Here is a 21,033-nt window from a genome sequence, read left to right as displayed (position 1 = left end):
TATATGAACGTAAACGACTACGATTTTGAACTGCCTGAAACATTAATTGCACAGACACCTTTGCTGGATCGGAGCGCTTCCAGATTACTGACGTTAAACAAAAATAACGGTGAAGTGGGTCATCATACGTTTTCGGATATTGTGCAGTATCTTCAACCAGGGGATACGCTGGTGTTAAACGATACGAGAGTGATTCCTGCACGCTTGTTTGGCATCAAGGAAGATACGGGAGCAAAGGCTGAAGTTTTACTGCTTAAGCAACTGCAAGGGGACCGATGGGAAGCATTGGTGAAACCTGGTAAAAAGCTGAAAAAGGGTGCTGTTATCGTTTTCGGTGATGAGCTTAAAGCAGTAATTGAGGAAGAAGGAGATATGGGCGGAAGGGTACTTTCATTTTCATATGACGGTATTTTCCAGGAGATCTTGGACCGTCTGGGGCAGATGCCGCTTCCGCCGTATATCAAGGAACAACTGGATGACCGCGAGCGTTATCAGACAGTTTATGCTCGGCATGAAGGTTCTGCTGCGGCTCCAACGGCAGGGCTGCACTTTACAGAAGAATTGCTGGACCAGATTAAAAAGAAGGGCGTTACCGTTGCCTTTATCACACTTCATGTTGGCTTAGGGACGTTCAGACCGATGTCTGTGGATACGATTGAAGAACATGTGATGCATGAAGAATACTATTCATTGTCACAGGAAACAGCGGATGTACTCAATGAAACCAAGGCGCGCGGCGGAAGAGTCGTGGCGGTGGGGACGACCAGTTGCCGGACGCTGGAAACGGTGGGCAATAAATTCCTAGATGGAGTATTAGAGGCCAGTAGTGGCTGGACACAGATTTTTATTTATCCAGGCTATGAATTCCGTGTGGTGGATGCGATGATTACGAATTTTCATTTGCCTAAATCCACCTTGGTTATGCTGGTCAGCGCACTGGCGGGCAGGGAGAATATTATGCATGCTTACCAGGAGGCGATTGACCGACAATATCGGTTTTTCAGCTTCGGGGACGCAATGTTCATTTATTAATTAAGGATGGTAGAGAAAATATGGCACCAGCAATAAGATACGAACATATTAAAACCTGCAAGCAATCGGGAGCCCGTCTTGGGCGTGTACACACACCTCATGGAGTTATTGAGACACCAACCTTTATGCCTGTGGGAACTCAAGCTACTGTTAAAACGATGAGTCCTGAGGAACTGAAAGCGATGGATGCTCAAATTATTTTGAGTAACACGTACCATTTGTTTCTTCGTCCCGGCCACGATATTATTCGTGAAGCGGGTGGACTGCACAAGTTTATGAATTGGGATCGCCCTATTTTAACGGACAGCGGTGGATTCCAGGTGTTTTCCTTAAGTGAAATGCGCAAGATTTCAGAGGAGGGTGTTCATTTTCGCTCTCATTTAAATGGAGATAAGAAGTTTCTTTCGCCTGAAGTGGCGATGGAAATACAAAACTCGCTTGGCTCAGATATTATGATGGCCTTCGATGAATGCCCGCCATTTCCGGCTGAATATGAGTATGTGAAAAAGTCACTGGAACGTACCAGCCGTTGGGCTGAGCGTTGTTTGGAGGCACACGCGCGTCCTCATGATCAAGGGCTGTTTGCCATTGTACAAGGAGGCATGCATGAAGATCTACGCAAGCAAAGCGCTGCGGATTTGACTTCCATGGATTTCCCGGGGTATGCTATTGGTGGACTGAGCGTAGGTGAACCGAAACATTTGATGTATGAAGTGCTAGATTACACGCTTCCTCTGCTTCCCACCAACAAGCCAAGATATTTGATGGGCGTAGGTTCTCCGGATGCCTTGATTGAAGGCGCTATCCGTGGTGTGGATATGTTTGATTGTGTACTTCCAACGCGAATTGCTCGCAACGGGACAACGATGACCAGCCAAGGTCGTCTTGTCGTTCGCAATGCCCAATATGCAAGTGATTTTGGCCCGCTCGATCCCGCTTGTGATTGTTATACCTGTCGCAATTATTCACGTGCTTACTTGCGGCATTTGATTAAAGCGGATGAAACCTTCGGGCTCCGACTGACAACGTATCATAACTTGCATTTCTTAATACAATTGATGCGTAATGTCAGACAAGCGATTATGGATGACAGGCTGCTTGATTTCCGAGATGAATTTTTTGAGCAGTATGGTCTTCATGATAATGATAAAGGCTTTTAAGTTTTAGGTAGAGTATACGAAAGGGGGATTTAACATGTTTCATTTTGCTACAGCCGCTGCTGCACCCGGTGGAACTGGCGGACTTTTTCAAATGATCTGGCCACTGGCTCTGATGTTTGTAATCTTCTATTTCTTGCTGATTCGCCCGAATCAGAAAAAACAAAAGCAGCGTCAAACGATGCTTCAAGCTTTGAAAAAGGGAGATAAAGTAATTACGATCGGAGGTCTTCACGGTACAATTGTGGAGATTACGGATGATGTAGTAGTTTTGCGTGTGAATGATGTCACGAAGCTGACCTTTGACCGCAGTGCAATTAGTAATGCGATTGCAAAAGACACGGCATCTGAGGAAGTTGTTTCCAAATCGTAAAATACTTCTGACCGTTATGCAAAAACCGAGCCTTTGAGGAGGCTCGGTTTTTTTGTGTTGTTTTATTACATGGATACAAACATTTTGATTACTTGCTGAGATTAATGCCAAACATCCCACCACCTGCACCTATGACAAACGCGAAAGCTAAGTGTAACAGGTCCTTGCCGTTCATGCCCGCATCCAATGCCAGAAAACCGACCAGCAAAACGATTAGTCCATACAGGATGCCTGTAATACCGCCTTGATACCAGCCTTTGTTTGTGGATCTTTTACCGGCGACGAAGCCGCCAGATAGCATGGCGAATGCGTGGACGATGTACGTATACAATGATAAGTCCTGTTCCTGCATCTGTGTCAGCCACAAGAGTAGTGAAAGAATCAATGCGCCAAGCAGCATCCATGCAAAAGCATAAAATAAGCCGGATAAAATGGGATGGGCCAGACGAAACGAACACCAGCGGCGAATGAGCTCCATTGATAATTCCTCCTGTACCAAGGTTTGAACTATTATCATTCTATGGCCAAGCCTCCCTGCTTAGTACCAAGTCGCAAGCAGTCTTTCTCTTTATTTCAATAATTTAGCCTTTTGTTTTTTGTATGAGCCAAGTGAGGAACGGTCAGAATACGTGTACAATGAACGACTAATGTCTTATTGCAAGTACAGGGGAGGAGGCGAACATATTGAGTCACGATATTTTTGCTCATATTTTTCGGACGCTGCTCATGTATTTTATTGTATATCTGGTGATGCGCTTGATGGGTAAAAGGGAGATCGGCAAATTGTCTGTTTTCGATCTCGTCATATCGATTATGATTGCAGAAATTGCTGTATTCAGCCTGGAGGATATAAAACGTCCTCTTTATGAAGGGCTGATTCCTTTAGGAGTGCTGTTAATTTTGCAAATCGGGATTTCATTTTTCAGTCTGAAAAGTCGGCGACTGCGCTTACTATTTGATGGTAGGCCCAGTGTATTGTACTCCAATGGACAATTAAACAAGGACGAAATGGTGAAACAACGTTACAATTTAGATGACTTGCTGTTACAACTTCGTGAACAAAATATAGAAAGTCTGGATGAAGTCGAATATGTTATTTTGGAAACGACAGGTAAGCTAACGGTTATAGGTAAGGATGATAACGATGGAGTGGAACACGGAAAAATAAAGCAAGAATTAAACGGAACAGATGTGATAAACAAAGAGCAACAGGTGAATAAAGTTCATCCTTCTCCACAAATCGGTGGAAAGTTTAGATATGAGGGACTGCCTATTCCATTAATCATGGATGGCAAGGTGCTGGATCGAAATTTGGAACGGATGGATATGAACCGTTTTTGGCTTAAAAATCAGATTCAAGCAAAGGGACACAAAGATTTTAAAGATGTTTTTTTATGCTCGGTTAACCATAGAGGTGATGTGTATATTACACCACCGGCCTATGGAAAATCTTCGGATTAGATTTCTTACGCTTTAAACCATCTTCTCAGGAGTGGAATGCGTGTAAGGTTGTCCCAATCAATCATTTTGATCAAGGTCATTAGGAAAAGGTACAGTATAATTCCCAAACCTGCGGCAAAAATAAACTGAAGCCACATTTGGTCGAACATCGTTAGATGTCTGTAGGTATATAATACTGCTGCTGCCATGATGATCATACCTATCCCGGTCTTCCAGAAATCGAGCAAACGTACGCGGAAGCGAAGCAGTCTGCTGACACTGAAGCCATGAAGGAGTGTAACAATGGCACTGTTAATACAAATGGCAATGACAGCTCCGTAGATACCGTACTGAGGTTGGGAAGCAAGCCAGACGATTAGCGCAATTTTGATAACGGCTCCGATAAAGGTATTTAATAAGGCACTTCCAGGACGGTCTAATGCCTGAAGTGCTGCCTGAAGCGGGGCCTGAATGTACATAAAAAGTGCAAAAGGTGCCATGAGCTTAAGCATGCCTGCAATATCGCCATTATTATAGAGTAGCAGACACAGAGGTTCTGCCAAAACATACATGATTACGGCAAATGGGGCTCCTGCAACCAAAGCGAGCCGAAGCGATTGATGTAGACGTTTGTGAATGGCAGTAATATGCCCCTTGGCTGCTGCTTCGGATAACGAAGGAACGAGTGAAACAGCTAGTGAACTGGTAAGAACTCCAGGTAGTAATAATACAGGAATGACCATGCCCTGCATGGCTCCATATTGTGCGGTTGCCACGCCAGTTGCTATGCCTGCTACGGCGAGGCTACGCATGCACAAGATAGATTCGAGCAAATAGGATAAGGAACCAACAAGCCTTCCAGCAGTAACGGGAACGGATATAGACATAAGACGTGACAAAACGGATGATTGCTCGGGATGAACCTCAGAGGAGGGGATAGGCGACTTCGGCTGAAGGATGCGATCTTTTCGATGGTTACACACGTATTGCCATAGCAGCACAATCATGCCAATGAATTCCCCCGCCAGAGCACCGAGCATGGCACCTGCAGCAGCGTAGGCTACCCCATGGGGAAGTAACAAGTAAGCAAACCAAATGACACAAAAAATGCGCATAACGGTCTCCGCAATGGAGGAGGTGGCGGAAGGAATCATATTTTGCTTTCCCTGAAAATAGCCCCTATAAGCTGAGGAAACCGCTACAATGACAATCATTGGGCTCATGCTCACGAATGTATAATACACGCGGCTGTCGGTCAGGAGATGGCTTGTGATCCAAGGCGCGAACACAAGACAGAGCACCATGGCGATTAGACTGAGTGTGATGGTGAAGCGCAGGCTGGTGTGCAAAATACGTCGCGACATTTCGGGCTGTCCCGCCGTTTCTGCTTCTGCTACAAGCTTGGCTACAGCAAGAGGGATACCCCCTGTAATAAGCGTCACCAGAACGATAAAAAAGGGATACCCCTGTTGGTACAAGCCAACTCCTTCGGGGCCGATGATACGCGGGAGTGCGATTCGGGGAATAAAACCTAGTATCCGGTTGATAATTCCTGCTGCCAATAAAATAATTGCTCCATGGATGAATGTCTGCTTTTTCAATCGCAACTCCCTCTTCCCCAAAATGTAATTCTGCGTCTATACATTACTTTAGAAGATATGCTGGACCTGTCCATCTTCATGACAAGCTTTTCCGTTCAGAAACAAAGTGATTTAGACAACAAGAGGGAGAGTGGTGAATTCTGCTATTGACGAGCGAAATGAATGCATATATTGTTGATTTAAGGCTATTTTCAACGAAAAGAAGGGTTTTCCAGGATCAGGACAGAAATGTTCTACAAAGCAGTCAATGACCCCGCTAATTGCTGATCTGCGGAACCGGTAGTCGCTGGGAGGAGGAACGGCCATCGTGGGTATGGAAGAGCTGGATGAGCAGGATTGGGATGACGCAATTGAGATGCTCTGTCAAAGTAAGGCGGACGAGTTGATTCTCGTAGGCTATGAGCATGTCACAAGTAAGGACGTGTGGAATTGCGTCAGCCATAAATATGAAAAGGAGGGTATCCCTCCGCTGCACAAGCTCGTTAACGATATACTTTCCCTTAAAGCGACGAGCTTTATGAACTATTTGACTATGTCCGCATTACGGGGCTCCACTTTCGAATAGAAGGGGGTCTTTTTTTGCGTTCAAATTGACTGCTTTTTGAGGGGTAGCTATAATAGGAATATTGAGAATGAAAGGGGAACATGGGACGGAATGAAGAGAATTCTAAGTTTCATCGTGGTCGTGCTCATAACTACTGGTGTTATGATCGGGACAAGCCCGGGCCTACTGAACAGTTTAAAATTAGGCCTCGATTTAAAGGGAGGCTTTGAAATTTTATATGAAGCCCAGCCTTTGGAAGCCGGGCAGAGTGTAACCAGACAGTCTCTTATACAAACAGCTCAAAGTCTGGAGAGACGGATTAATGCGCTCGGTACGACTGAGCCGGAAGTAACAACAGAGGGGAGCAACCGTATTCGCGTGCGGCTTGCTGGTGTCACTAATGAGGCAGAAGTCCGCTCCATGTTGAAAAAACCTGCAGAATTAACGTTCCGCAGTGCAACGGCAGCAGATGCTAAAAAGCCAGGCCAATACAGCAAAATTGAGCTCCGCGGTAATGATTTTGTGGAGAATGGTGCTGTTGTCGGCTTTGACCAGCTGAACCAACCTGAGATTAGTATCAAAGTGAAGGACAAAGCTAAATTTGCAGAAATCACAAAGCGACTTCTGAATAAAGAATTAGCTATTTTCCTGGATCAGGAATTGCTGTCTGCACCTACAGTACGTGGGGAATTAACGGACGGTAGCGCGTCAATCACAGGTAGCTACACTCGTGATGAAGCGAATAAACTGGCGGATACGATTAATTTGGGTGCCCTTCCGCTCAAACTGACGGAAAAATATTCTCAGAGTGTAGGTGCTACGCTGGGTCAATTGTCACTGGATCAAACGATTCGTGCTGGGTTGATCGGCTCGATCATTATTCTTGTATTTATGATTGCGATGTTCCGTGTACCGGGCCTAGTGGCCAGCTTCTGTCTGATCGTTCATACTTGGCTGGTACTCGCGATCTTCTACTTGGGTGGATTCGTACTCACACTCCCAGGTATCGCCGCCTTCGTGCTCGGGATCGGGATGGCAGTCGATGCCAATATTATTACGTATGAACGGATTAAAGAAGAAATTAAGACAGGCAAAACGATTCGTTCTTCCGTTATCGCAGGTAGTAAGGCTTCGTTCCGTACCGTTATGGATGCCAATATTACGACAATTATAGCGGCAGCGGTTATGTTTGGTCTCGGAACAGGCTCCGTTAGAGGTTTCGCTCTGGTGCTTATCGTTGATATTGTCACCAGTATCTTGACGAATATCTTCTTCTCCCGCTTCTTGCTCAATCTGCTGGTTAAAGCGGATGCTGTGAAGAAGCCCAAGTATTTTGGTGTGAAGGAGAGTGATATTAGTGCGCTTTAATTGGGACTATAAATATATCAAGATGAGCAAGTGGTTTTACACGTTCTCGATTATTATCACACTGCTTGGTATTCTGAGCTTGTCGATATTCGGCTTGAATTACGGGGTAGACTTTCGTTCCGGTTCCAATGTGGATGTCAATTTGACTAAAGTCGTTACACAGAAACAGATCCAAACTTTGCTGGACAAGCAGGGGATCGGTAAAGAGGTGGATTATACACCGGGTAAAGAGCGTTTCGGTATTCGCTTCTCACAGGTTTTGACGGATCAGCAAGTGAATGATTTTAAGATTTCTTTTAATAAACAGCTGGATCCGAAGGCTTCCTTTGAGGTCAATACAGTGGATACGGAAATGGCGCAAGAACTGGAGCGGAATGCAATATGGGCGATATTGCTAGCATGTGTAGCCATCGCAGTCTATATTTCAATCCGGTTTGAATGGCGGTTTGCCATTGCAGCCATCGTTTCGTTGTTGCATGATGCCTTCCTCGTTATTAGTATTTTCTCGATTTTCCGTCTTGAGGTGGATTTGACCTTTATTACGGCAATTCTGACGATTGTCGGTTTCTCCATTAATGATACCGTCGTTATTTTTGACCGTATTCGGGAAAATCTACGATTTGCGAAGAAGAAGTCCAGGGATGACTTAGAGCAGGTAGTTGATCACAGTATTGCGCAGACAATGACTCGTTCACTTGCAACCGTGTTTACGGTGTTTATTGCCTCCTTATGTTTGTTCATATTTGGCGGCGAATCGATCCGTATGTTCTCCCTTGCGATGGTCATTGGTTTGTTGTTTGGTGCTTATTCTTCCATTTTCATTGCCAGTCCGCTGTGGGTGGCTTTGAAAGGAAAACAAAAATCTCCGACAGCTGGCGGGGGCGCGGCCAAAACTGCAAAGTCTTAAGTTACGCAAATACCAGTAGTATAAATTAAAGAGAAAGCCGCGTCTGCTTGGGCGCGGTTTTCTAAGGTTTTGAGATTTACCTTGAGTAAGGCACAGTAGTGGACACTTAAATGTGAATGGTTTTTGTTTGTTAGAAATTCGGTTATTTTAGAATGGAGCTTTATTGGGAAAGGGTTAGTTCAGGATTGAGGGGGAAACGTTGTGAATAGCGAACGCAGCCGATCATTGGAAACTGCGGCGTTGAGTGGGATTGTAGGTAATCTCGCGCTGGCTGTTCTAAAGGGAACCGTCGGTTATGCGGCAAACAGCAAAGCGTTGATGGGGGATGCACTGCACACGGCTGCGGATAGTGCTTCCCGTTTGCAGGAGCTTCTGTTTTCCAAGGGGGCTACAGGGCACGGAATGCTGGCACGGTTGCGGAATGGTGAAAAAGTTCGGACGGTCATATCTGTGGTGCTGGCTATTTTAGTGCTGATGAGCGGTCTTCAGCTAGCTATCTCGGCGGTTCGTTCATTAAGCAGTTCGGAACCGCAGGCTCCCGGTCTGTATGCATTAATTACCGTATTTATTGCGTTGGTGTTGAGAGAAGCGCTATTTCAGTTTCAATATCGCTACTCGATTAAACATGGTCATAAAGCGGAAGCAGATCGTTACGCTAACCATGAACGTTACTCGCTGTATGCATCGTTGATTGCATTGATCGGCATGATCGGTGCAATGACTGGCGAAGCAATGGAATGGCCTGCATTATTATATCTTGATCCAACCGCAGCTTTGCTGGTAGCCTGTCTGGTGTTGCGTAAAGGGTATTTGATGGTAATGAATACCGCTTACCAGGTTCCTGCACAGCCCTTGCAGGAGGAAGACTCCCGACGCTTTATGGAGACGATTCAACGGGTGTATGGTATTGTAACGGTTGAACACTTACATGCCCAGGAAACAGGCCATTTCATAACGGTGGATGTAACGATAAGTGTAAACCCGCGGATTACGGTACAGGAAGCGCAGGAAATCGCCGATCGAGCAAAAAATTTACTGTTAGCCCGTTTTCCACAGGTGACCCATGTACAAATGCAGTTCATTTCTTATCAAGCCGGATATCCTTACAAATCCAATCATGAACTGCCAGATAATGATGTGTCGTCGTTGCTTCAGTAGGGGCAGGACGACTATGAAAGAAAGGTGAATAGGATTGCTTCATTCGCAGTACAGATGGAAGACCCCAGAAGCTAACCTGGAAGCGGCTCAGCTGTTGACAGAAGAACTGGGGATTTCACCATTGTTGTCCCGGCTTTTAGTGAACCGGGGCGTCACTACCGCCGGGGAAGCAAACCGCTTTTTGTACGGAAGTGTGGACGATGTACACGACCCTTTTCTGCTTCTTGGTATGAAAGAGGCCGTGCCGAGAATTCGCCAGGCTCTGGAACGTGGCGAGCATATATTAATCTATGGCGATTATGATGCAGACGGCGTATCCAGTACATCATTGATGATTCAGCTCATGCGTTTTCTGAAGGCTTCTTATGATATTTATATTCCCCATCGTTCTAATGAGGGGTATGGTCTGCATAACCATGCCCTTGATTGGGCTCATCAGCAGGGAGTTACACTGGTCATTACGGTAGATACGGGAATTAGTGCAGTAGAACAAATTGCTTATGCAACTTCCTTGGGGATAGATGTTATTGTGACGGATCATCATGAGCCGCCTGCTATACTTCCCGAGGCATATACTTTGATTAATCCGAAGCTACCCGGTTGCCCATACCCATTTAAAGGTCTTGCAGGTGTTGGTGTTGCCCTCAAGCTCGCTCAGGCGTTGTTGGGTGAGGTGCCGGTGGAATGGTTTGAAATCGCCGCTATCGGCACGGTAGCCGATCTGATGCCACTACATGGTGAAAATCGGACGATGGTACGCAGAGGGATTCAATCCATGAGAAACTCTGCATTTCCGGGTATTCGTGCGTTGCTCCATGTAGCGGGCGTGGATATATCTACAGTGACTTCAGTCAACATCGCATTTGCATTGGCTCCGCGGATTAATGCCAGCGGGCGCCTGGATCATGCGGGACGAGCAGTTTCTCTGCTGACGACAGAAAATGAGGAAGAAGCAGACCAACTTGCGCATGCGCTGGACCTGCTCAATCGTGAGCGTCAACAGGTGGTCGAACGTATTGTGGAGCAAGCCGAGCAGCAATTGGCATCCAAACTGAATGGAGGCAAGCTACCATCAGTTATTGTGTTGGCTGGTGAAGGCTGGAATGTCGGCGTTGTCGGAATTGTGGCCTCCAAGCTATTGGATCGCTATTATCGACCGACCATTATTCTTGGGATAGATGCTGAGACAGGTACATGCAAAGGTTCTGCCCGTTCTATTCCTGCATTGGATATTTACAGTGCTCTTACGGACAGCCATGAGCTTATGGAGCATTTTGGGGGTCATCCTTCGGCTGCGGGTATGACGCTGTCCCGTGACAATCTGGAATTGTTTGAAGAGCAGCTGAACCGCTATGCGGGTTCCATTCTGACACCAGAAGATCTCATTCCTGTAGCTGAAGCTGATATGGTCTGTCGTTTGGACGAGGTATCTTTGCAAGTGGTTGAAGAACTGGAGTTACTTCAGCCTTTTGGTATGGGGAATCCTTCTCCACGATTCGTATTAGAGGGTCTGCAATTGCGCGAGGCTCGTAAAATGGGACGTGAGAAAAATCATGTGAAGCTCTTGCTGGATCAGAAAGGTTTATCGCTGGACGCGATTGCCTTCCGTCGTGGCGATTTGGCTGATTTTTTACAGCAACAAACGGAGATAGATCTGCTGGGTGAATTGTCAATTAACGAATGGAACGGTAAAAGGTCTCTCCAGCTAATGATGCAGGACATTCGAGTGCAGGCACCGCAAATTTTTGATTATCGTGGAGTGTCGGACCCTTTTGCCGAATTAGAGCGGGGACTCAAGATCTTTCATCCACGCATAGAGGAAAGAAAGAAAGACGTTGCGGTGTTGATCCACCCGTCATCTAGGCTTCGTTCCTCGGGCTCCGTGGACGCTGAATCCTTATGGTTGTACGATAAAGAGGGCAGCGTTATTCCCAGTGATGGTCAAAGAGATGCACAGCACTCTGTGAAGTCGCTGTTCGTACTGGAGCCGCCGGATACACCGGATCAGTTTCAGGCATTATGGTCTACCTTTGAGAATGTAGAGAACGTATTTCTCCTTCATTCGGTCAGTGAGCGTGGCGGTCGACTCGTAAGCCCCGATAGAGAGCTATTCAAGCGTATTTACGTTGTGCTTTCCCGAATGGGGACACAGCCTATTGATGAAAAGGCAATGCTGCCTGCTCTTAGCCGACAGTGTTCCTGTTCAGTACGCATGTTATCCAAAGTATTGGACATCTTCGAAGAACTTGAGTTTATGACGCGTACAGATGGTCAATTCCGTTTTGTATCCAATCCGCCTAAGAGGGATTTAACAGCTTCTCCACGCTATCAGGAATTGTATAATATGGCTGAGATGGAGAAGTACTTGTTGGATGCGGACACTACCCAGATGACGAGCTGGATTATGTCGCTTATGAAGGGTGCGTCTTGAGATACTATTTCTCAATTTATGTTGTAAAATGTATATACTAATTTGAAGTTTACAGTAGGAGGAACTAAGTTGGACTACAAAGAATATATTCGGGTGATTTCCGATTTTCCACAACCAGGGATTAGTTTTAAGGACATTACGACCTTGATGAAAAATGGTGAACTATACCGCAAGGCTATCAACGATATGAAGGAACTGGTATCGGATTTGAAAATTGATTTGATCGCAGGGCCAGAAGCACGTGGGTTCGTTGTTGGTGCCCCTTTGGCTTATGCGCTTGGTGTTGGTTTTATTCCCATCCGTAAAAGTGGCAAGCTCCCTGGGGAAACCATTGAGGAAGCATACGGTTTGGAGTATGGTAAAGATACGCTGGCGATGCATAAGGATGCTATAGAGCCAGGCCAAAATGTTTTGATTGCTGATGACCTGCTTGCTACAGGTGGAACTATTGCTACATCCGTTAACTTGGTACGCCAGCTTGGTGGTAATGTGGCAGGGGCTGCTTTTCTTATCGAGCTGTCTGACTTAAACGGCCGGGCGAAACTGACTGATGTAGATGTATTCACCCTGATTACGTATTAAGTATTTTGAAACCCGGGTTTCCCGGGAAATAATTATGTGCGGATCGCCTAAATAGTCCGATGGAACATCTCTTTAACTAAAGAGTTGCTCCATCGGACTATTTTGTTTAGCAGTGTTTTAAGTTTGACATTGTTTGATTGGCCTAAACCACCAACCACTTAGTTGGGGATAGGTATGAAAAAAATTTCAAAAATGTCGATGAACAATAAAAAAAGGAGCAGAGGTGGTCATAAGGAGCATAGTGGTCATACTAATTTCAATTAATTTTTGTTTTATTTTTTGCTAAGCAGAAGCTAGATACGGAAATAAGTCAAAATGCTGCTCGTTGCTTATCGAGGGTGAAAGCGGTTATTGCAACTAACTTGAATGGGGTGCTCTGGAGATGGATGAAGGAGTATCTATTTAAAAAAGGTCGTGCATAAAAAAACGCCGACACCATGGGAGACGGATCCTTACACGCTTATCTTAACAGCTCAAGCGTATTGATCCGTGACCTCATGGAGCGGCGTTTTAAAGTTTAAAAACAGATATCAATCTGGTGTTTTCTCGGTTAGAGGTTCCTGCGATTTATCGTTGGACCAGCCGAGCACGTCAACCAGCTTGAAGAACAAGCTGAGGATGATGCCGATGATTGTAGCCAATGCCATACCTTTCAAGGTTACAGCGCCCCAAGTGAGCGTAGTACCGCTGATTCCGACAACAAGCACGATGGTCGCAAGCAGCATGTTGGTTGGCTTGGCGAAATCCACCTTTTGCTCAACGAAGATTCTTAGACCGGAGGCAGCGATGACACCGAATAATAGTAAGGATACGCCGCCCATAACTGGAGCTGGAATATTAGAAACAATCGCTGAGAACGTGCCTGAGAAGGACAGCAAGATGGCAATGACAGCCGCTCCGCCAATGACCCATACAGAGTACACTTTAGTTAATGCCATGACACCAATATTTTCACCATAAGTCGTATTAGGTGTAGAACCGACAAAACCGGAAATGACGGTGGAAATACCGTTACCCAGCAGTGAGCGATGAAGACCAGGATCTTTGGACAACTCGCGCCCGACAATGTTGCTAGTCACAAGTAAGTGACCAATATGCTCTACGATGACAACCAGAGCAACAGGAAGAATCGTCAGCATAGCAGAGGTATTAAAAACTGGAGTGGTAATTGCAGGATGTCCGAAAAAAGGAGCGTCTGCAATGGCCTGTGTATTGACCATGCCCATAAAATAAGCAAGCACATAGCCCACTACGATACCAATCAGAATATGAATGATTTTGGCAAACCCGCGAAACAACACCGCACCGAGAACAGTGACCCCGAGTGTAACGAGCGAAAGAGTAATCGTTTTGGGATCTGGAGACCAGGCTTTAGTAGGATCGGCATTGATAATGCCTGCCATGCCTGCTGCAACCGGAACCAGTTCCAGACCGATTAAGGCTACGATGGAGCCCATAACAGCTGGAGGGAAAACGACGTCCAGCCAACGGGTTCCGGCATATTTGATCACCAGTGCGACGAGGCAGAAAATAATACCTGTAACGATGAAAGCACCGAGAGCCATAGCATAGCCGTTGCCGCCGGGATTGTTTTTAAGCACAAGACTGACGGGAGCGATAAAAGCGAAGCTGGAGCCGAGATAGGCGGGAATTTTGCCGCGGCAGATCCATATGTACAACAATGTGCCAATACCGTTCATTAGCAAAATCATGCCGGGATCGACGCCGAAAATATTCGGCACCAGCACAGTGCTGCCAAACATGGCAAACAAATGCTGTACGCTGAGCAGGAACCCGGGTCCTGCCGGTAGCTTTTCATTAACTTGAATTTCGCGTTGCAACGCAGTTCACTCCTTAGTTCTTTCAATTATTCTTATATACATTAATTACTTTTCGTAATTTTTTCAATATAATTCGTTTCATTTCGTCAACAATCCTCATTTTACTTATCCATGTGTGACAGAATAATGCGACAATGCCAAACCTGTAATAGTTGACGTGCGACGTGCTAACCGTCATAATTGTAGGAAATCACTTTTAAAAGGGAACCTTTGCGCGACATTGATCGGCGGGTTCCATTTTGCATAGAAAGGACACGGAATAGAGCAGAATGGGGATAGAGCAATTACTTAAAAAGGCCGGGGCCTATACCAGAGAAGCAGATCTTATCCGCATCAGGGACGCCTATGATTTTGCCGAGCAGGCCCATTCCGGCCAGACTCGTAAGTCCGGTGAACCTTATATTCTGCATCCGCTTGCGGTTGCTGATATCGTCGTTAATATGCAGATGGATACCATCTCCATTATCGCCGCTCTTTTACATGACGTTGTGGAGGATACGACGGTGTCTTTGGCGCAGATTCGCGAGCATTTTGGCGATACATGTGCGATGCTTGTCGATGGTCTGACGAAGCTGGAGCGTATCCAGTTTCGTTCCAAGGAAGAACAACAGAACGAAAATTATCGAAAAATGTTTATTGCTATGGCGCAGGACATTCGTGTCATCGTCATTAAGTTAGCAGATCGTCTGCATAACATGCGTACTTTGAAATATCAGTCAGAGGAAAGCCAGCGTCGGATCGCTTATGAAACACTAGAGATTTTCTGTCCGGTTGCAAACAGACTGGGTATTTCAGCGATTAAATGGGAAATGGAAGATATTGCTCTACGCTATCTGAATCCTCAGCAGTATTATCGCATCGCTAATTTGATGCATAAGAAGCGGGCAGAGCGGGAGCAGTTTATTGATAATGTCATACAGCGTATCAGAGAGAAGCTGGAAGAGATGGGCATTCAGGCTGATCTGTCCGGACGCCCTAAACATATTTACAGTGTGTTTAAAAAAATGACGACGAAGAACAAGCAATTCAATGAAATATATGATTTGCTGGCGATTCGAATTATTGTCGATAACATTAAAGACTGTTACGCCACACTTGGGATTATCCATACGTTGTGGAAGCCGATGCCGGGGCGGTTTAAAGATTATATCGCTATGCCTAAGGCCAATATGTATCAGTCTCTTCATACAACAGTAGTAGGTCCCAACGGGGAGCCTACCGAGGTACAAATTCGCACAGTGGATATGCACCGTACCGCTGAATTCGGGATTGCGGCCCATTGGGCCTATAAAGAAGGCAACGGAGCAAACAACACTAACTTTGAGGATAAAATCACCTTTTTTCGAGAAATTCTGGAGCTGCAAAATGAAGCGAAAGATGCGTCGGAATTTGTGGAATCGCTCAAAATGGACTTTTTCTCAGACCTTGTGTTTGTGTTTACTCCTAAGGGAGAGGTCATTGAGTTGCCGGCCGGATCCGTTCCGCTGGACTTTGCTTTCCGTATTCATACCGAAGTTGGCAATCGAACGATTGGCTCTAAGGTAAATGGAAGAATCGTACCTTTGGATTATCGGCTTAAAACCGGTGATATTGTCGAAATTATGACGTCTAAGCATTCTTATGGACCTAGTCAGGACTGGCTCAAAATTGCTCAGTCCTCTCACGCGCGCAGTAAAATCAAACAATGGTTCAAGAAAGAAAAGCGTGAGGAGAATGTTGAAAAAGGCCGCGAAAATCTGGAACGTGAGCTAAGAAAACGTGATATCGAGCCATCGGTGTGGATGAGCGACGACAAGCTTCAGGAAGTGGCACAGAAGTTCTCTTTTAACGATTCCGAAGATATGCTTTCTGCGATTGGCTTTGGTGGTATAACCGCAGCGCAGGTCTGTACACGTTTGACAGAGAAGCTGCGTAAGGAACAAGAAGAGGCACGGTTGATCGAATTGACGACCGAGGTCAAGGAGTACAAGCCGCAGGGCGAACGGAAAAAAACACCGACCAACGGTGTCAGCGTCAGAGGCGTCGATAATTTACTCGTTCGTTTTGCACGATGTTGTAATCCCGTACCGGGAGATGACATCATTGGCTATGTAACACGTGGACGCGGCGTATCCGTTCACCGGACGGATTGCCCGAATATTCCTTCGGGTACGGGCGAAGACCAGGCGCGTGTGATTGAAGTGGAGTGGGAAGAAGCAGCGGAAGTCAATTACAGCGTCGATATTGAGATTACGGGGCATGATCGTAACGGTTTGCTGAATGAAGTGCTTCAGGCCATTTCTGAGAATAAAACCAGCTTCTCGGCCGTTACAGGTCGTACAGATAAAAATAAAATGGCGATGATTCACATCACGATTCTCATTCGCAACACGGATCATTTGCATTCTGTTGTTGAACGGATTAAACGGGTGAAGGATGTATACACTGTGCATCGGATCATGCAATAACCTTATTAAGCGTACAGATAGGTTTATAGCCTTTGTAACACATCTTGGGTAGAAAGACCCATAGGCTGCTAAAAGAGCCGTAATACGGCTGTGAGCACCTTTTAAAAGGGAAGGTTAAAGGAGATATCGGATAGGCGATGAAGATCATTATTCAGCGCTGTAAAGACGCTCAGGTAACGGTGAATCAAAAGTTGGTCGGCAAGATTGGAACCGGATTAATGCTGCTGGTTGGTATTGGTCAGGGAGATACAGCAGCCGATGCCGTTTATTTGGCGGATAAAACAGCGGGATTACGTATATTTGAGGATGCTGAAGGTAAAATGAATGACAGCGTTCTGGATGTCGGTGGAGCCATTTTGTCTGTCTCTCAATTTACGTTGTATGGTGACTGCCGTAAAGGAAGAAGGCCTAACTTTATGGGGGCAGCCAAACCTGAGGAAGCGGAGAAGCTGTATGATTTCTTCAACAGTCAGCTTCGAGCCAAGGGCCTGGAGGTAGAAACGGGAATTTTTGGGGCTATGATGGATGTTTCATTGACGAACTGGGGCCCAGTGACACTGATTTTGGATACCGAACGTTCGTAACTATGCGTTCATGGCGTGATCTGAGTAGAATAAAATAGCTGTTCAGAGGGACCATAATGTCATCCCGATTGGTGATTAGCCAGGCGGATAGCCTAAGGGTGACAGGAGAGACGAAGCTATGCGTCAAACCCCAAAAATGGACGGGCATCGAAGCACTGTGCTGCTTTTTCCCGGTAGTATGCAGGAGGCAATCAGCCTTACTCGTAATGCTGATACGTTATTACAGCATGTTGCAACAGCCATCGACAAGCCGGGACGCGGTGCTTTGCCGCGCAGGTAACATCGTGTTAAATGTAGCGTTAATGAGGGGCTACCCGAAAGCAGCACAAAGAGGTCAAAAATAAAATATGTAGCATCGAATTAGTGCAGGAGCCGAAAGGCTCCTTTTTCTTTTCCACCGCTGCGAATTGTTATAAAAACTGATCAAGCGGGTAATAACAAAGCGTGCTAGACAAACAAACTTAATTTTAAACTTGTTTTGAGGATAACCGGAAAGGAGATCTGAACATTAATGAGTAAAATTGCATTTTTATTGGCTGACCAATTTGAAGATTCCGAAATGAAGGTACCTTATGATGAATTAAAAAAGGCTGGACATGAGGCAGATATTGTTGGGCTGAAGCAAGGTGAGAAAGTGAGCGGTAAGCAAGGTAAAGCAAGCTACACTATTGAAAAAGCCATTGCAGATGTGAAATCAAGTGATTATGATGCAGTTGTTATTCCCGGCGGATCCTCCCCGGAAAATCTACGACTGGATGCAAATGTTCTGAAATTTGTGACTGAAATTAATGAGTCCAAAAAAACGATAGGCGCTATCTGTCACGGGCCACAAATTTTGGCGAGTGCTGATTTGTTACAAGGCCGGACGATTACAGCTTATCCTCCATTGAAAGATGACTTGATTAATGCGGGTGCTCATTTTGAGGATCGAGAGGCGGTTGTGGACGGTAACTTTATTACGTCTCGGACCCCTAAGGATGAGCCAGCCTTTGTGCGTGAGTTATTAAAAGTATTGTAATTTGAACGCAAATATTTTCTTAGATTAATGCCAGTACAATTCCCAAACGAGGAGGATTTGATATGGCAAAACAGATTCAGGCTTATTTTCGCACAGAAGATGAAGCTGAGGGTGCCAGAGCTTCGCTTCAAGCTTATAGAACTGAACATTTGGAAGTAGGTGCTTTGGATGATGCGCTCGGCCGGGAGACAAGAGTTATAATTCCGCTGGTCCCCTATAACAATACAGGCTCTGTGAGCACAGGAGGCTCTGCGGGCGCGGCAATCCCTGCGGCGGGTGTTTATGGCGAGAATATTCTACCAGATGTGAAGGATGGCCAGATTAACTCTGGCTCAGCCCAAAGGGATCTGGATGAAGATCGGAACGGAACAACGAATCATGACGGAGGGTTGCTCCGTGCGACAAATGTGTATATTAACGGTGATCAAGATGAATTGCGGTATGTATTATCAGCAAAGGTGAATGATGCCGATTATGATGAGGTCATTTATAAGCTACGTTCCAATCGTGGATATGTATCGCAGTTGGATTAAAGCTGAGAGCGCCCCACAAGATTGTCGATACTTGAGGGATTTAGCCACAAAAGAGTGACTGTAATACAATTGTAATATTCGAAACATCATTCCTTAATATTCGTTGTTTATAATAACAGCATGACCCCCTTTTGATATATCTTTTTTTAAACCTGCGGACCGTTTCCGCAGGTTATTTTCTTTTTATAAGCCTTATTTGTCCGATTATAGGGAGAATGTCTTGACTTTGTCGAAGCGGTTCATTAAAATCATAAAATAATGAAAAATGATTTGATGACGGGACCAAGTACTCCGAACCCACAAGCGCAGAGAGGAATTTCCAGGCTGTAAAAATTCCCTTGATGAGCGGATGAATGACCTCCCCGAGAACAGGCGGCGAACAATTGAGGAAACCCTACTGAAAGTACATTGCAACTGTGCCGACAGTGGATGGTCCTGCATAATAGCCGTACTGCGCGTTACGGGCGTTATACGTATGAGCGGAGTCAGTATAATGCTGACGGGCAATGAGTGATTCTTATGCTGGTTGTCTGGGCAAACTCCGGAATGTGGGTGGTACCACGGGTGATTGTAAACGACAATCCCTCGTCCCTGTTAATGTTAACAGGACGAGGGATTTTTTGTTTTATATTGAAAGTGGAGCAAGAGGAAAGTGCACAATACGAAATACAACGATGGGGGGATACGTTAATGGCCTTTCAAAAACCGACAGGAACACAGGATTTGCTGCCGGGCAGTGTAGAAAAGTGGCAAGTTGTCGAGGAAAAAGCCCGTGAGATTAGCCGCCGCTTTAATTACCGAGAGATTCGTACGCCAATGTTCGAACAAACGAATTTGTTCGTTCGAGGTGTGGGTGAAACGACGGATGTGGTGGAAAAAGAAATGTATACTTTTGAGGATAAAGGGAAGCGCAGCATGACTTTGCGTCCGGAAGGAACGGCAGGGGTTGTCCGCTCCTATGTGGAGAACAAACTATACGGGGAGCCGGATGTAACTAAGCTGTATTATATCGGCCCGATGTTCCGGTATGAGCGTCCACAGGCTGGGCGTCAGCGCCAGTTTCACCAATTTGGAATTGAAGCATTTGGTGCGGTCGATCCGGCGTTGGATGCAGAAGTTATTGCTTTCGGGTATCAATTCTGCCGTGAGCTGGGCTTGAAAGGAGTACAGGTGGAGATTAACTCCGTCGGTAATGCAGCCAGCCGGGCAGCTTATCGTCAGCATCTGGTGGACTTCTTGATGCCAATTAAGGATACGTTGACCAAGGAGAGCCAAGCACGCATTGAGCGTAATCCGCTGCGAGTGCTGGATAGCAAAGATGACCAGGACAAATTTGGAGGTGCACCTTCGATTTTGGATAGCTTGGACGAGGAATCTCGCACACACTTTGAGAAAGTGAAGCAAAATTTGGATGCCATGGGCGTGGAATATACAGTTAACCCGCGTTTGGTACGGGGGCTGGATTATTATACGTTGACAGCGTTCGAATTCAAAGCTGAAGGAATTGGTGCCATAGACACGATCGGTGGAGGCGGCCGCTACAACGGATTGGTTGGAGATCTGGGCGGACCAGATCAGCCGGGCATTGGTTTTGGCATTGGACTGGAGCGAATTCAGCTGATCCTGGAGCATCAAGGTGTCAAACTGAACGAAGCCAAGCCGTTAGATATCTATATGGTAGCGCTGGGAGAAGCAGCAGAAATGGAAGTAACCAAACAACTATTCAAGTTGCGTCAAGCCGGATTTTCCGCAGAACGAGATTATCTGGGGCGTAAAATGAAGGCACAGATGAAATCAGCCGATCGCTTTAAAGCAAGGTATACTGCGATTCTGGGTGAGGATGAGCTGGTTCAAGGTGAAATTGCACTGAAAAACATGGAAACTGGCGAGCAGCGTACCGTTAAGCTGGATCAGCTGGTGGAAGAATTAGGATAAACAAAATGATGTAACATCAATCAGTGGAGCTTCTTCTGGTTGTCATATAGCATTAACTACTAAACATAAACAGGAGTGTGTA

Annotated in this window: 19 protein-coding genes; 16 read left to right on the top strand and 3 right to left on the bottom strand. The window is 45.8% G+C overall.

The annotated features are described in order from the left end of the window. Nucleotides 1-3 precede the first annotated feature (3 nt). Genes queA through yajC form a run of 3 tightly spaced genes read left to right on the top strand, consistent with a single transcriptional unit; the run spans nucleotide 4 to nucleotide 2,562 of the window. Nucleotides 4-1,032, top strand: a complete 1,029-nt coding sequence (gene queA / locus KAI37_RS19670) for a tRNA preQ1(34) S-adenosylmethionine ribosyltransferase-isomerase QueA (protein ID WP_028542424.1) — start codon at nucleotides 4-6, stop codon at nucleotides 1,030-1,032. 20 nt (nucleotides 1,033-1,052) lie between these two features. Beyond that, a complete protein-coding gene (gene tgt / locus KAI37_RS19665; RefSeq protein WP_013311575.1) occupies nucleotides 1,053-2,192 on the top strand; it encodes a tRNA guanosine(34) transglycosylase Tgt in 1,140 nt (379 codons plus the stop codon). 34 nt (nucleotides 2,193-2,226) lie between these two features. Beyond that, the gene (gene yajC, locus KAI37_RS19660) at nucleotides 2,227-2,562 is read left to right on the top strand and encodes a preprotein translocase subunit YajC (protein WP_013311574.1); all 336 of its coding nucleotides are present in this window, start codon (nucleotides 2,227-2,229) and stop codon (nucleotides 2,560-2,562) included. An 88-nt stretch (nucleotides 2,563-2,650) separates the two neighbouring features. On the opposite strand, the gene KAI37_RS19655 is transcribed toward yajC, so the two are convergent. Beyond that, entirely contained in the window at nucleotides 2,651-3,040 is a 390-nt protein-coding gene (locus KAI37_RS19655) for a TIGR04086 family membrane protein (protein ID WP_023989933.1), read from the bottom strand. A 206-nt stretch (nucleotides 3,041-3,246) separates the two neighbouring features. Between KAI37_RS19655 and KAI37_RS19650 the strand changes: the two genes are divergently transcribed. Continuing rightward, nucleotides 3,247-4,023: a YetF domain-containing protein gene (locus KAI37_RS19650; RefSeq protein WP_220030069.1), complete on the top strand. Its 777-nt coding sequence runs from the start codon at nucleotides 3,247-3,249 to the stop codon at nucleotides 4,021-4,023. 5 nt (nucleotides 4,024-4,028) lie between these two features. Here the strand turns inward: KAI37_RS19650 and spoVB are convergent, their stop codons facing one another. Next, nucleotides 4,029-5,603: a stage V sporulation protein B gene (gene spoVB / locus KAI37_RS19645; RefSeq protein ID WP_220030068.1), complete on the bottom strand. Its 1,575-nt coding sequence runs from the start codon at nucleotides 5,601-5,603 to the stop codon at nucleotides 4,029-4,031. A gap of 307 nt (nucleotides 5,604-5,910) precedes the next feature. Between spoVB and KAI37_RS19640 the strand changes: the two genes are divergently transcribed. From KAI37_RS19640 to KAI37_RS19615, 6 genes are all read left to right on the top strand, one after another. Continuing rightward, nucleotides 5,911-6,168: a post-transcriptional regulator gene (locus KAI37_RS19640; protein WP_013311570.1), complete on the top strand. Its 258-nt coding sequence runs from the start codon at nucleotides 5,911-5,913 to the stop codon at nucleotides 6,166-6,168. 90 nt (nucleotides 6,169-6,258) lie between these two features. Then, a complete protein-coding gene (gene secD / locus KAI37_RS19635) occupies nucleotides 6,259-7,515 on the top strand; it encodes a protein translocase subunit SecD (protein ID WP_071642546.1) in 1,257 nt (418 codons plus the stop codon). Continuing rightward, nucleotides 7,505-8,422: a protein translocase subunit SecF gene (gene secF / locus KAI37_RS19630; RefSeq protein WP_076294389.1), complete on the top strand. Its 918-nt coding sequence runs from the start codon at nucleotides 7,505-7,507 to the stop codon at nucleotides 8,420-8,422. The genes secD and secF overlap by 11 nt, the downstream gene beginning before the upstream one ends. 201 nt (nucleotides 8,423-8,623) lie before the next feature. Then, complete coding sequence (locus tag KAI37_RS19625; RefSeq protein WP_071642544.1) at nucleotides 8,624-9,580, top strand: cation diffusion facilitator family transporter; 957 nt, start codon at nucleotides 8,624-8,626, stop codon at nucleotides 9,578-9,580. A gap of 34 nt (nucleotides 9,581-9,614) precedes the next feature. Further along, nucleotides 9,615-12,011: a single-stranded-DNA-specific exonuclease RecJ gene (gene recJ, locus KAI37_RS19620; protein ID WP_220030067.1), complete on the top strand. Its 2,397-nt coding sequence runs from the start codon at nucleotides 9,615-9,617 to the stop codon at nucleotides 12,009-12,011. A gap of 69 nt (nucleotides 12,012-12,080) precedes the next feature. Then, nucleotides 12,081-12,593: an adenine phosphoribosyltransferase gene (locus KAI37_RS19615; protein WP_028542428.1), complete on the top strand. Its 513-nt coding sequence runs from the start codon at nucleotides 12,081-12,083 to the stop codon at nucleotides 12,591-12,593. Between the two features lie 530 nt (nucleotides 12,594-13,123). Here the strand turns inward: KAI37_RS19615 and uraA are convergent. Next, on the bottom strand, nucleotides 13,124-14,434 hold the full coding sequence (gene uraA, locus KAI37_RS19610; RefSeq protein WP_025720227.1) for a uracil permease: 1,311 nt from the start codon (nucleotides 14,432-14,434) through the stop codon (nucleotides 13,124-13,126). Between the two features lie 269 nt (nucleotides 14,435-14,703). Here uraA and KAI37_RS19605 point away from each other — a divergent pair, with 269 nt between their 5' ends. The 6 genes from KAI37_RS19605 to hisS all read left to right on the top strand — a co-directional run bounded on the left by KAI37_RS19605 (nucleotide 14,704) and on the right by hisS (nucleotide 20,951). Continuing rightward, on the top strand, nucleotides 14,704-16,881 hold the full coding sequence (locus KAI37_RS19605) for a RelA/SpoT family protein (RefSeq protein WP_025720225.1): 2,178 nt from the start codon (nucleotides 14,704-14,706) through the stop codon (nucleotides 16,879-16,881). A 137-nt stretch (nucleotides 16,882-17,018) separates the two neighbouring features. Continuing rightward, nucleotides 17,019-17,465, top strand: a complete 447-nt coding sequence (dtd, locus tag KAI37_RS19600; protein ID WP_220030066.1) for a D-aminoacyl-tRNA deacylase — start codon at nucleotides 17,019-17,021, stop codon at nucleotides 17,463-17,465. Nucleotides 17,466-17,583: 118 nt separating this feature from the next. Next, entirely contained in the window at nucleotides 17,584-17,745 is a 162-nt protein-coding gene (locus tag KAI37_RS19595) for a hypothetical protein (protein WP_023989922.1), read from the top strand. 231 nt (nucleotides 17,746-17,976) lie between these two features. Then, nucleotides 17,977-18,483 (top strand): type 1 glutamine amidotransferase domain-containing protein, encoded by a 507-nt coding sequence (locus KAI37_RS19590; protein WP_013311559.1) that lies wholly within the window; start codon nucleotides 17,977-17,979, stop codon nucleotides 18,481-18,483. A 62-nt stretch (nucleotides 18,484-18,545) separates the two neighbouring features. After that, nucleotides 18,546-19,016 carry a hypothetical protein gene (locus KAI37_RS19585; protein ID WP_220030065.1) on the top strand — a complete coding sequence of 157 codons (471 nt, stop codon included), beginning with the start codon at nucleotides 18,546-18,548 and terminating at the stop codon, nucleotides 19,014-19,016. Nucleotides 19,017-19,706: 690 nt separating this feature from the next. Further along, entirely contained in the window at nucleotides 19,707-20,951 is a 1,245-nt protein-coding gene (gene hisS / locus KAI37_RS19580) for a histidine--tRNA ligase (RefSeq protein WP_220030064.1), read from the top strand. Nucleotides 20,952-21,033 lie beyond the last annotated feature (82 nt).

Source organism: Paenibacillus sp. S25, assembly GCF_019454085.1.
Taxonomy (GTDB): Bacteria; Bacillota; Bacilli; order Paenibacillales; family Paenibacillaceae; genus Paenibacillus; species Paenibacillus polymyxa_B.
The sequence above is the reverse complement of the archived record's forward strand: the minus strand, read 5'-3'. Positions and strand labels throughout refer to the sequence as shown.

Coding starts and splice junctions, on each gene's coding strand:
- KAI37_RS19655 (WP_023989933.1), bottom strand. CDS start 3,040: ATGGAGCTCATTCGCCGCTGGTGTTCGTTTCGTCTGGCCCATCCCATT.
- dtd (WP_220030066.1), top strand. CDS start 17,019: ATGAAGATCATTATTCAGCGCTGTAAAGACGCTCAGGTAACGGTGAAT.
- tgt (WP_013311575.1), top strand. CDS start 1,053: ATGGCACCAGCAATAAGATACGAACATATTAAAACCTGCAAGCAATCG.
- KAI37_RS19605 (WP_025720225.1), top strand. CDS start 14,704: ATGGGGATAGAGCAATTACTTAAAAAGGCCGGGGCCTATACCAGAGAA.
- secD (WP_071642546.1), top strand. CDS start 6,259: ATGAAGAGAATTCTAAGTTTCATCGTGGTCGTGCTCATAACTACTGGT.
- KAI37_RS19585 (WP_220030065.1), top strand. CDS start 18,546: ATGGCAAAACAGATTCAGGCTTATTTTCGCACAGAAGATGAAGCTGAG.
- yajC (WP_013311574.1), top strand. CDS start 2,227: ATGTTTCATTTTGCTACAGCCGCTGCTGCACCCGGTGGAACTGGCGGA.
- KAI37_RS19595 (WP_023989922.1), top strand. CDS start 17,584: ATGCGTCAAACCCCAAAAATGGACGGGCATCGAAGCACTGTGCTGCTT.
- queA (WP_028542424.1), top strand. CDS start 4: ATGAACGTAAACGACTACGATTTTGAACTGCCTGAAACATTAATTGCA.
- hisS (WP_220030064.1), top strand. CDS start 19,707: ATGGCCTTTCAAAAACCGACAGGAACACAGGATTTGCTGCCGGGCAGT.
- KAI37_RS19590 (WP_013311559.1), top strand. CDS start 17,977: ATGAGTAAAATTGCATTTTTATTGGCTGACCAATTTGAAGATTCCGAA.